The sequence below is a fragment of the Thermoflavimicrobium dichotomicum genome (assembly GCF_900114055.1).
GTDB lineage: Bacteria > Bacillota > Bacilli > Thermoactinomycetales > Thermoactinomycetaceae > Thermoflavimicrobium > Thermoflavimicrobium dichotomicum.
In genome coordinates this window covers 1-11787 of record NZ_FORR01000024.1, presented here as the reverse complement: position 1 = coordinate 11787, position 11787 = coordinate 1, and the positions used below count along the sequence as shown (strand labels likewise).

8 protein-coding genes and 3 pseudogenes are annotated in these 11787 nt (G+C 39.5%); 8 read left to right on the top strand and 3 right to left on the bottom strand.

Features of this window, described 5'->3' with window-relative positions:
* Nucleotides 1-159: 159 nt before the first annotated feature.
* A complete protein-coding gene (locus BMZ78_RS16305) occupies nucleotides 160-2091 on the bottom strand; it encodes a hypothetical protein (RefSeq protein WP_093231474.1) in 1932 nt (643 codons plus the stop codon).
* Nucleotides 2092-2231: 140 nt separating this feature from the next.
* Here BMZ78_RS16305 and BMZ78_RS19645 point away from each other — a divergent pair, with 140 nt between their 5' ends.
* Entirely contained in the window at nucleotides 2232-2402 is a 171-nt protein-coding gene (locus BMZ78_RS19645; protein ID WP_093231473.1) for a YcxB family protein, read from the top strand.
* A 401-nt stretch (nucleotides 2403-2803) separates the two neighbouring features.
* Here BMZ78_RS19645 and BMZ78_RS16295 read toward each other — a convergent pair.
* Both BMZ78_RS16295 and BMZ78_RS16290 read right to left on the bottom strand, forming a co-directional pair.
* Nucleotides 2804-5747: pseudogene (locus BMZ78_RS16295) on the bottom strand (Tn3 family transposase).
* Nucleotides 5748-5780: 33 nt separating this feature from the next.
* Nucleotides 5781-6620 (bottom strand): tyrosine-type recombinase/integrase, encoded by an 840-nt coding sequence (locus BMZ78_RS16290; protein ID WP_093231472.1) that lies wholly within the window; start codon nucleotides 6618-6620, stop codon nucleotides 5781-5783.
* A gap of 159 nt (nucleotides 6621-6779) precedes the next feature.
* On the opposite strand from BMZ78_RS16290, the gene BMZ78_RS16285 reads away from it, so the two are divergent.
* The 7 genes and pseudogenes from BMZ78_RS16285 to BMZ78_RS19640 all read left to right on the top strand — a co-directional run.
* Nucleotides 6780-7049 (top strand): metal-sensing transcriptional repressor, encoded by a 270-nt coding sequence (locus BMZ78_RS16285; protein WP_093231471.1) that lies wholly within the window; start codon nucleotides 6780-6782, stop codon nucleotides 7047-7049.
* Nucleotides 7024-8421, top strand: a complete 1398-nt coding sequence (locus BMZ78_RS16280) for an MATE family efflux transporter (RefSeq protein ID WP_093231470.1) — start codon at nucleotides 7024-7026, stop codon at nucleotides 8419-8421. The genes BMZ78_RS16285 and BMZ78_RS16280 overlap by 26 nt, the downstream gene beginning before the upstream one ends.
* A 563-nt stretch (nucleotides 8422-8984) precedes the next feature.
* Nucleotides 8985-9401 carry a toxin-antitoxin system YwqK family antitoxin gene (locus tag BMZ78_RS16275; RefSeq protein ID WP_093231469.1) on the top strand — a complete coding sequence of 139 codons (417 nt, stop codon included), beginning with the start codon at nucleotides 8985-8987 and terminating at the stop codon, nucleotides 9399-9401.
* A gap of 210 nt (nucleotides 9402-9611) precedes the next feature.
* Nucleotides 9612-10139, top strand: coding sequence for a hypothetical protein (locus BMZ78_RS16270; protein WP_093231468.1), 528 nt, complete (start codon nucleotides 9612-9614; stop codon nucleotides 10137-10139).
* 294 nt (nucleotides 10140-10433) lie between these two features.
* Nucleotides 10434-10991, top strand: a pseudogene (locus BMZ78_RS16265) (recombinase family protein).
* A gap of 234 nt (nucleotides 10992-11225) precedes the next feature.
* Complete coding sequence (locus tag BMZ78_RS18900) at nucleotides 11226-11378, top strand: hypothetical protein (RefSeq protein WP_175482526.1); 153 nt, start codon at nucleotides 11226-11228, stop codon at nucleotides 11376-11378.
* Between the two features lie 211 nt (nucleotides 11379-11589).
* Nucleotides 11590-11787 (top strand): annotated as a pseudogene (locus tag BMZ78_RS19640) (sporulation protein); the annotation flags it as partial.

Sequence of the window (11787 nt, the reverse complement as noted above, 5' to 3'; positions counted from 1 at the left end):
TCCCTGAACTGGATAAGAGCTTTCTAGCTATATTCATCATTTTGTTTGGGGTCCCACCACATGCTATCAAGAAGATAAGAAAAAAATCGCCCCCAAAACGAAAAAAATACATTCTTTCTACAACCTAGCCTATTTTTCGTTTTGGGGTACATGAATTTCTTAATTTGATAGCAATGGTGTCGTATCCCTTTCTTGCCGAAATACTTTCTCTAGAAGCTCTTTATGAATAAATGTAGATACTTCTTCTGTTATATCTGGGTGAGCTGCCCGCCGCCTTAAACAGTCAATTATTGTAGGGATTTGAGGTTCTAACCAAGGCTTCCACTTATCAAAGAAACGTTTTACGAATTCTTGCTCTATTGGTACAGATGTAGAGGCAAGTTCCGCTAAATCGTAAGCATCCAATTGTAATTTATCTGCATCTTTCAATAATATTTCTTGTGCTTTTTCACGAATGATTTTAGAATTGCTTCTTAAAAATTGAAATAAATCAATACCTCTATAAGGATGAATCGACAGATCAATTTGATGTAAAATCATTGCTGTAACAGGTTCAAGAAAATAATTGTATCTACAGTGTAAATATCTTTTTGCCCAGTCAATCGATATTAGGCGACGAAGTGTTCTTTCCCATGGCCCTTGAAAAAACAAGAGCCACTCTCCCATAAAGTAATTATTGGGACCTAGGTGCAGTATTTCTTCCAACAACCAAGTCTTTTGTTCTTCTGTCCATTCATCATGATTTTCAATAACAAATTTCTTAATCTCTTCTTTGGTATACTCACTATTGCCAAAAATTATAATTTTCTTTAACAATTGTAGATCTATATTTTTTACACCTCTTCGCTTCATCTGCTCAAATATAATCTGTTCCCATTCAATACTATTTGGATACTGAGTAATCTGGCTCCAACCTGTAAGTAACCGATCAAGCAGGTCATCCGACCATTGAGTGATATTACTTTCAATAAACGTAATAACATGGCGGCGAAAGGGATAAGGGGACTTCATTAAAGTCAGTAATAGTTTCACATCTGGATTTTTTGGATCCATCTGTTTCAAGATGACTTCCATAGCAAACGTTTTCTGTTCGTTATACGTTCCGTGCTCAAGTAAATCCAGTAGATCTCTTAAGGGTAAGTGGGCTATATTCTTTTGGTTACCTCGCTTTAGTGCATCAATCGCAAATTGAATGACGAAGGGTGATCGAGCCTTACAAACTAAACGAAATAATTGCTCTGGGTGTTGATTCCAAAGTTCAGGAAAAGCTTCTACTTCTTCTTTAAACAGACTAGAAGTTAGTTGATCTTGAAGCCACCAATGGTTTGGAGAATCAGAATGATGACAAATTAATATCTTCTTTAGCAAGTATTGATTTCTTTTAGGCAGGAAATTTTTATACCAGTTTGGAAGAGGGTGAAGAGGATCTTCCTCTTTAACCCAATTGATATGAAAGTCGTTTTCATGATAACAGAGTAAAATTTCTGAAGCCATCAGGACATAATCGGATGTTCCTTGTTCACCAAGCTCACGTAGTGTACGCCATGCGCAACGTTGTAAATATTTACGGGTACGACTGGACATAGCAATCCATTTATACTGTTCAAACTCATGATCAAACATATAAGCAATCTTTCCCCAGATAGATGCATCTTTTCTTTTTTCGGCCAATTGAAAGATCCGCTCAATATAGGGCAAGAGTTTCTTTGTTAATGGGATAAGACAATATGAGTCCTTGCTATATCGAAAGACTTCTGTCCGTTTAATAGATGGAGTTACTTCTACACCACTTTCTTGAATCAAACGATAAAAATCGGATTGATTGTAAGTAGTTAATAGTCTTAGTAATCCTTCCCTTTTTAAAGGATGATTATCTAGATATAAACTCCAAAGCCAAGCACCACTTTGACTTTGATCTTCCTGTGAATTTGAAAAATAAAAAGCAAATTTCACTAACTCATCTATGAACTTTGGATTATTTTGATCTAGCAATTCTTGTAAATGTTCTGGTAGCGTGCATATCTTTTCTTCTTTCTGCCATGTTACTTTCCTTTTTCGTTTAAGTTCCGATTCACGCTGATTATTCCACATTTAAATATCTCTCCTTCCACCTGAATTCAATTAGTAAGTGTATCTCCTTCTCTAATATAAAGGAGAGCTTGTTCTAACCTGGTCGTTTTTCTCTAGCTCCACTTACTTTATCAGTAAAGATCTCATTGCAACCATGATTTTTGAGTGCAACTAACTGCAAGTCAAGTGAATTCACCGAATTATCATGGGATTGGTCAGCTATTCACCGGTTGTCTGAAACCAAAAAATACTTTTATCTGTCCATACATAAAACAGTAGCCATTATTATTCCAAAAAGCGCGTTTTCTTCAGTTCAGGAAAAACAAGAGTAGTTCCGTAAACAGATTGAAAGTTATATCCATACCTCAAAAGTAGCATGAACTTCATTCTTACTTTTATAGGTGATTGAGAACTTGAGTACCTAAGTGAGTCTCAAGTCGTTTTTCCATTTATTGGGCAAATGGCGGCAAAATCGAAAGATGCTCCTTATATAAGAACCGTTGTCAGTGAAGAGGATTTTTTCTTTTAAGGGAGCAGCCTCAACTGAATGAGGGAAAGGTCATAAATGCCAGCAGGATTCCAATAATAACTAGTTTTTTTATCCAGACCCTCCTTGATTTTTGTCCATAAAGGGGTCCCGACAGAAAAACGCGGATTTACCACGCTAAGGACTTGGGGAAGTGAAAAACCCGATTTTCAACCACGTTAAGGGTTATAATCGGGTTTTTGTGTCTCATTGTATATTTAAGGGGCGCAGTGAGTCTAAGGATGCGGGTTTACTTTTACTAAAAGAGTACTCTCCCAAGAAATTGATGTGTTCCCAATTGAGAGGTGAAATATGGTTAAGTAACTCTTCATCAAGCTGGCCTTGTTGTTCAAGATATTTGGCAGCCTCTGTGAGATACACTGTGTTCCATACAGCAATGGCATTGAGGATAATATTTAGTGCTGTTCCTCTTTGGTATTGGTCAACTAATGAACGCTCACGCAGTTCCCCGCGTTTTCCGAAGAAAACAGCTCTCGCTAAAGCATTCATGGCTTCTCCTTTGTTTAATCCCCTTTGGATTCTTCGCCTTAGTGTTTCATCGGTAATATAATCAATGAGAAAAATGGTCTTTTCGATTTGACCTATAAAACGTAAGGCTTTCACTATATTATTTTCCCGGTTATATGAACTGAATTTGTTCATAACAAGCGACGCGGAAACTTTTCCCTCCAAGATTGAATGGGAGATACGTAATACCTGATCGTAATTTTGTAAGATGACTTGAGGATTAATCTTTTTAAGCAAATCTACAATCTTGGGAAACTCTTTAGGCGGGTCGAGGGAAAAAAGCTGTGCATCCCCTATATTGCGAATCCTAGGCGCAAATCGAAATCCAAATATATGGCTTAATCCAAAAACTTGATCAGTATATCCCGCAGTATCCGTATAATGCTCTTTGATTTCCAAGTCTGTTTCATGGTGAAGGATTTTATCGATTAAGTAAACTGCTTCACGCGCATTAGGTGGAATAACTTCAATTCCAAAAGCGGACAATTGATCACTGACAAAGCGATAAAAGGTAGTCCCTTTTTTATGTCCATAATGTGGATTGGTATCGGTATAAACGGAAGATACCCCAACTTGAACTCGCATCCCATCAGAAGATGAGGTAGTTCCATCTCCCCAGTAAAATGCCAAGGCTAACCGATGTTGGAAATTGACAAGAGTAGCTTGAGCGCGATTGAGGGCATCATCGTACATTCTCCATTGAGAAGCATTTGCTAACTGTCTATATGTAAACTCTGGAGTTGCCTCCGCCATTTTGGTTAAACCAATATTGGTTCCCATTGCCATAAGGGCTGCCAACAGTATATTTCTCTCTGACCCTTTAGGTTCTTGTCCAGAAGAAGCGTGAGTCATATGACTAGTGAATCCGGTCCAATAATCTACTTCCATCAATAAATCCGTCAATTTGATTTTCGGTAACAAAGCATATAATTTTTTGCTTAAATGTCCCGCTTCAAGTGGGGTATCCTTTTCCAGACGATCCAGATGAATCTTTCCATTTTCCAGGCTTACACCTTCCAATGACTTAATGTTCTTGGATAACCAGCGTAAACGCTCGGTTAAAACTCGTTTTCGGTCCGCCAGATATTCCTCCGCGGATAATGGAACAGCCAGTTTTGTTCCCGTTTTCTTTGCCTCGGCCCATTCAGCTTCGGTTATAAAATATTCTTCTAAGTCCTTATATTTCCGGCTCCCTGCCACATATATATCTCCAGATCGGATATAGTCTTTTAACTTGGTTAAAGCAGCCAACTCATAATAAGTTTTATCAATATTGCCCTCTTTATCAACGACATGACTTTGGAAACGTTTAGGAACAAAGTCCAGAGGAGCATCTTCCGGAACCTTTCTTTTGTTGTTTGCGTGCATGTCTTTAATGACTTCAATAGCCCTCATCAGTGACTCATTGGCTTCTGTTGATTTGAACTTTATTTTTTTTAGTAACAAGGGAGTATATTGGCGAAGATTACGGTATCGGGTTTTTAGCAAATCCAGATAATCATAATCTATAGGTCGGGCCAAATCTTTGGCTTCTTCCCGTTCCTGCGCCAACTGATCCCATGATATATAAGATTCAATCGCGCGCTCCAGATCTTGCCCATACTTCTAATAAAACGGTTGTTAGATCCAAAAAACGAAGCAACTTTTGATTGAGTGCTTTTCCGTTTTCTTTTTGAAGCTCGTCTCGCGCTTTTTTTCCTTTACGATAGAAGTAATTAATTACCCGGTCATTAATATCAATGGCTAAATCAGTTAAATCTTGAGTGAGATTGATTAAATAAGCGACCAAGATGCCATATTTTTCGTTTTCACTTCTGAGTCGTTTGAAAGATTGTGCTTGATAACGTGCCCCAATCCGCGCCAGTTGTCGTAATCGACGGGGGCGTATCATGGAAATGTCGACCTGAAGTTCCAAATTACGAAGGTATTCCAGTCTCTCTAATACTTTTTTGAAGGATTCAGGTGAAGGCTTTCCAGGATCTTGCCGTAGCCAAGCAAGAGGGGAGACTTTCGTTTTCGAATTGGGTTCCAATACCTCATCTAACTTTTGCTTATGTGAATCAGCAAGTTGCCGGGTAAGCACTCCATAAATCCTTTTTTCCGCTCTGAGCTTGGTTGACCAAACAATTCGTTCAATGGTAGTAATGGCAGGCAGGATCACCTTTTCTTTTTTCAAATAAAGTATCACTTGCTGAATCAAATAACTTGTGTCATCATTCTCCAATGCAAGAGGGAGTAAGTATTTCAACGATCGTAGATAGTTTTTAGGAGAAAACAATGTATAGCCATACGTTTCGCGTATTTCTACCAAGTGATCGTACAGTGTATTTTCTCTTTGGGCATATTGGGGAAAAATACAGGGATCCACATTGATTTGTTTGGCAACATAGGAAATAACCTTATCAGGAATGTTTAACATTCGGGAGTGACCAACCTAGATGACGAAGAACACAAATTTGAATAGCCACTCCCAGTCGGTTGGTATCCCTGCGCCGAGTTCTGATAAATTCTAAATCTTGGTGTTGTAGCATGTAATAAACCCCTAAATCATGTTCGCTATATCGGCAGGAATACTCATTAACCTCTGTCTTTGTTCAGGAGTTAAAAGCTCTGAACCCCTCATTTTATTTCCTCCTTAAAAGGGGTAGTTAGTATTTTATCCAAACACTTTTTCAACGGCTTGTTCAAGGTCTTTCATCGAAGGAGCTGCATATCTGCGGGTCACATTCACATCACTATGTCCCATCAATTCAGCAACCGTGGCAATATCGACTCCAGAGGAAACGAGCTCTCGTCCGTAGGTATGACGTAACATGTGTGGGTGAATGTCCAGTTTTTCAAATATTCGTTGGACAGCTCGAATGGAAATACGCTGCTTAAAGTTGGAAAGAAATAGTGCGGGATCGTCATCTTCCCGGGTTTCCAGGTATCGGCGGAGATGGTAACGCGCTTCTGATGGTAGAGGAACAGTACGGGCAATTCCTCCTTTGCCATCGCGAACGATCACCTGGCCGGAGCGTTCGCCCATATGCACGTCATCACGATTTAATGCTACTAATTCGGATACGCGTAAGCCTGTATAAAGAAGAGTATAGGCAACGGCGATTGAACGGAGATTACCCGATCTCTCAAGCTCACGAAAGAGGCGGTTTCGATCCACTCGGGATAATGATTTGGGTGAAATATGCCGAGTATGGCGAATCTCCGGCCGTTGGATGTTTTCTACCAGATGGGATTGCCCGATGTACCGGGCATAGGCTACAATGGCACTAAACTTCGGATTAAGGGTAGTTGCTTTGTTCCCTTTATTCTGAAGATGTTTGATGTACTGCTGGACATCATATCGAGTCAAATTCGCAAGATCGCCTCCTTCAGACTGCAACCACCTGCGAAAATTGGTTATATGCCGTACATGATCCTCAATCGTTTTTTCCCGTTTTCCCTTTTCGAGAAGATATGCTTTAAAACCATCGAGTTCTGCGTCACTTTTTTTCACCGTTAGACCCCCTTTTTCCTGCATTGTTTCACCCATTATAACTGAAAAGTGACGCAGAAGATATATTCTGTGACAATTTTTACCTCAATTTGAGATCCTGTTATATGCTATACTACAATAAAATATCCCCCTAGGGGGGATAAACAGGAGGGTTATGATTTGTCAGATCATAAGCATCGTCCAGCCATTGTGAATCGACTGGCGCGTATTGAGGGTCATGTTCGAGCAATAAAAGAAATGGCTCAGCAAGATCGAGACTGTGGTGAATTGCTTATTCAGATCGCAGCTGTACGTAAAGCCCTGGATAACGCAGGTAAGTTGATTCTTCGCGATCATTTGGAGGGATGTTTGGTGAACGCAATTCGTTCGGGAGATGAAGAGAAAGTATTGGAGGATTTACAAGATGCCCTCGACAAGTTCATTCGATAATCTGTCTGAAGTTCAAAACAAATCGCTCCTAGAAAAAGGTCGTATCGTACTTACTCTTGCGTGGCCAGCTATTGTAGAAAATATCCTGCAAACCTTGGTTGGGTTTGTGGATACTCTTTTTGTATCCGAACTGGGACTTGTAGAAGTTTCTGCAGTTGGAATTACTCAAACGATTTTGCAAGTGTATTTTGCTGTTTTTATGGCAATTGGAGTAGGAAGCACCTCTCTTATAGCCAGAGCCATTGGTGCAAATAACATCAAAGAAGCTCAAAAAGTGGCAAAGCAATCGGTTTTACTTAGCAGTTGGATCGGTATCTTGTTTGGGTTGATTACTCTGTTTTTTGCAGAACCTATCTTGCGTTTAATGGGAGCAGAACCGGCCGTACTACAACAAGGAACAATCTATTTTCGTATTGTAGCGGTTCCGTCTATATTCATATCACTAATGTTTGGATTAGGAAGTTTGCTACGAGGAGTAGGAGACACTGTTTCCCCCATGAAAGCAGGCTTTTGGATGAACGGGATTCATATTCTGTTGGACTATGTATTGATTTTCGGACTTGGCCCATTACCTGGATTTGGGATTGTTGGAGCGGCTGTAGCAACAGTTGTAAGTCGAGTGGTTGGAGTTGCGATTCTTTGGATACAGTTACGAAAAAGTGAAACCAATATCGGTAAGGGATGGTCTCGAGGCTGGAAAGCTGATCGTTCTGTACTCCGCTCGATGATTCAAATTAGTACTCCCGCCGCCATCGAGCGCCTGATTATGAGAGTAGGGCAGGTTTTTTACTTTGGGTTGATCCTTTCTCTGGGGACCTATACCTTTGCGGCTCACCAGATCGCAGGTAATATCGAAGCCTGGTCTTATCTGCCTGGATATGGATTTGCCGTAGCCGCTGCAACATTAGTTGGCCAACAGTTAGGAGCTGGGCGACCCAAAGATGCCTTTTCTTATGGTTGGATTTCGGCTGGATTATGTGCAGTCATTATGGGATTTCTCGGTGTTTTCGAGTTTTTTGGTGGAGAATGGGCGGCTCACTATTTCACTCGAGATGCGAGTGTGATTCAGCAAGTGGGTTTAGCTCTCAAAATAGATGCATTTAAGGAAATACCTTTAGCCATTGTTTTAGTCTTAACGGGGGCATTAAATGGGGCGGGAGATACCAAATGGCCGATGATTTCTACGGCGATTGGTATTTGGATTGTTCGTGTTGCTGGAGTGTATTTATTAGGAATTCAGCTTGAATGGGGGTTAGTGGGTATCTGGCTGGCTATTCTGCTTGATAACCTTTGGAGGGCCGTGTTTTTAGGATGGCGGTTTCATTCACGTAAGTGGAGCCAGACAATGGTCAAAGCCGATTTTTCCTCTTAGAGTAGGGGAGACGGCTTTTCTCTTTTTTGAAACAAGGATACTTATAAAAAAGAACCTTTGGGTCAAATGAAGTGCTCTTGAAACCCTTGGTATCATTGGGTTTTATAATTTTTTCTATCTGTATGGCCGTTTTTGGACTTATCTCTGGACTTACCCATTAAATATACAATGAGACACAAAAACCCGATTATAACCCTTAACGTGGTTGAAAATCGGGTTTTTCACTTCCCTAAGTCCTTAGCGTGGTAAATCCGCGTTTTTCTGTCGGGACCCCATAAAGTTATTTGAAAAGAGATTAGGTTTTCTGTCCACTTTTCAGGGATTTACATATTCAGCTTGATTTAGAAGACATCATGAATCAGATGTAACCAGGTGACCCACTTGCTGATACCTTAGTGAACATTAAGGTATGATTTTTCGGGGAGATGATGTCCGCTAATCATATTTTTGGAGTCCAGTTCGACATCCCTGAGAAAGAAACCACGTTGCGTTTGACCACCCCGGACGGCATTCTAAAATAGGTGTAGCCAGTGTTGTTGAGAACAATTAGGAAGGAGACATATATGAGCACCTTGTATACAAGTCATGATGATCGTTGGGAATGGGATGACGATATTCTTTGTTATGACGGGGTTCCTTTTACAGGAATGGTGCAGGATCGTTACCCTGATGGGGTCTTAGAGAGTGAGGAACATTATCAAGAAGGCTTCTTGCAAAATTATAAAAAGTGGTATCCTAATGGAAAGTTGAAGGAAGAGTGGGTATGTCAGTTGTTTAGACCTGATTCCGTTTGTAAATACCATAAATCCATTAAAACTTGTTGGCATCCTAATGGTAGCGTAAAATCCATCTGTCATTATGAGTTCGGTCTTGAAGTTGAATATAAGGAATGGGATGAAGAGGGAAAATTAGTTGAAAGTCGAAGGCGTGATCCAAACGATAAGCTTTGGGTAAAGTTTAGAAAAATCTATAGTGAATAAGAACGAAATCCATCGAAGGATTTTCGTTACCCTAAAGTTTTGTAAATTGCTGACATTTTCTCTTGTCGTCGGCCACATTGTAGATTTTTATGCTAGTTCTCTTCCGTCCTCTTTCTCCCTCTCAGCCCTTAAATTTGGCCTCTAAGGTGCCTGTTTTTTCTTCTGAGGGAAGATAGTCACTGTAATTGGGTAAATGTAGAGGTGAAACGAATGAAATGCTTTCCAGAGTATGCAATGAATATCATTGTCGGTGTGCAGCATCAAGGACAATGGGGATGGTATGTTACGGAAAAAGAAGTTTGGTTCCTTGATTATATTAAGTGGTCTAAAGCATACGGAGAAGATAAAGAAGTATTAGGTGAAAGATGGCTGGATGATGACTATTGTGTTTATCTTCCTGTTGTCAATGAAGAAACAGCTTCCCTTTTCTTAGAAGCCATACGAGATTATCGAGTGGAAACAGAAGAATTAAGAGAATGTATGATGGTATATATCGAAAGTCAGTCAGATTATAACGAAATGCTCGACCTCAATCCTGCTTTATTTGTAGATTTCGACAATAGAAAGTTTTATTCAAATTTTCCTGAGCCTGCTTCGTTTGAGTATTTTGTTCCCGATGGATGGATTGGGATATATGATACTTTTGATCAATATGTACCTGAAAATGAAAGATATTGGTTCATTGATAATTTTAACGTATGGCTTGCCCTAAAATGTACCATGACTCCAGAAAGGTAAAGTGAGATGAAATTCAAGTTTGATGAGTGAACAAATCCAAAAGATGGCCGAACAGAAATATACGAAGTAATGAAAAATAGGGCCGCGCCGCTGTGTCCGGACAAGGATTCGCTTGGGCTTTTTTGTATAAAAAATCAGGAGTTTCTATACACTCATGTTTATCCTTATTCTATCTGATGTTGAGAGCTTAAAAAGTGTATAAAAACTCATCAAATAATCTATGTATAGATATATCTGTGATAAATAAGTTTTGATACAATATTTCTAAACTGTTTGACACAGAGAGGATTTAAAATGAAAGTTGGTTATGCACGAGTTTCGACTTGACTTCAAAATCTAGATTTACAAATCGACGCTTTAACAAAACACGGTTGTGAGGAAATATTTACTGATAAGGTCAGTGGTGCAAAAGAGAAACGTCCGGGTTTGGAAGATGCACTTCGATATATTAGAGAAGGAGATACTTTAGTTGTTTGGCGATTAGATCGACTCGGAAGAAATATGCAGCATTTAATCCAACTAGTAAATGAACTAAACGACAGAGGGATTAGTCTTCAAAGTTTACAAGAAAACATCACAATGGATCGTTCCAACGCGACTGGCCAGCTTATGTTTCATCTCTTTGCTGCTTTTGCCGAGTTTGAACGGAATCTAATTCAGGAACGCTCAGCAGCGGGACGAGCTGCTGCTAAAGCACGAGGGAAATTAGGAGGAAGACCTGAAAAATTTGGGAATAAAGAGGTTGAAATGATGAAAACACTTGCTCAAAATGGGACTCCAATTAAAGATATAGCCTTAATGTTTGAAACTACTCGTGCGACTGTTTATCGATACATAAATAAACAATCATGAGGAGTTGTTGTTATATCTCATTAAGAACTCCTCCTATTAGGAATCTACATTGCGGGTAATACCAGCGAACGTAGGAGAGCCTTCGTGCCCTCCTTTCCATTTTTTCTCATCTATCGTGCCGCTTTTGTGCGTATCTCGAATATACCCCATATAGGTACACAGCAAATCCGACCTCAAATAAGAAACCTGCCTGATTATACAAGAATAACTATAAATATTGATTGGGGAAATTGAATGATGAACGATAAGCTAAAAGACCTAATCCAAAAGGCAAAAAAAAGTTTAAATACTAAACCAAATGGAATCATATTTGGTGAGTTGCGAGAAGGAAACAAAGGGGTAACTAATAATATCCAAGCTTTTGAACAATTCTTTTATTATGGATAAAATGTAAGCTGAAGAGGATATGTAATCTTCTTCCAATCCGACACTCCCCGCACTTTCTCTACTCTCTATATCCCTTTACATGAGTCCCGAAATCGGGACTTTTTTATTTGGCTGTTTTTAAGCCAGCGCTTCCGCTCGCGCTCAAAGTATTCTTTGATAGCCTTTTCCCAATATGCGCACATAAGATCATCTCACCCCTGAGAAGAAAGTTTTTCCATTCTCTTGCAAATTACCTAGTAATCTTTTACTTTCTAGTCGTTCTGATTCATACTACTTTATTACTCATTTAGACATTGCAGGGGCTGTAGATCATCCGGATCGAGATTATGTCAAAATTCTTCCACCAGCACGGCTTCAAAATCTCTTAAAGGCTTTTGAACAAATTGGCTTCTATGAAAAGCATGACTCA

Coding starts and splice junctions, on each gene's coding strand:
- BMZ78_RS18900 (WP_175482526.1), top strand. CDS start 11,226: ATGATGAACGATAAGCTAAAAGACCTAATCCAAAAGGCAAAAAAAAGT.
- BMZ78_RS16270 (WP_093231468.1), top strand. CDS start 9,612: ATGAAATGCTTTCCAGAGTATGCAATGAATATCATTGTCGGTGTGCAG.
- BMZ78_RS16280 (WP_093231470.1), top strand. CDS start 7,024: ATGCCCTCGACAAGTTCATTCGATAATCTGTCTGAAGTTCAAAACAAA.
- BMZ78_RS16305 (WP_093231474.1), bottom strand. CDS start 2,091: ATGTGGAATAATCAGCGTGAATCGGAACTTAAACGAAAAAGGAAAGTA.
- BMZ78_RS16275 (WP_093231469.1), top strand. CDS start 8,985: ATGAGCACCTTGTATACAAGTCATGATGATCGTTGGGAATGGGATGAC.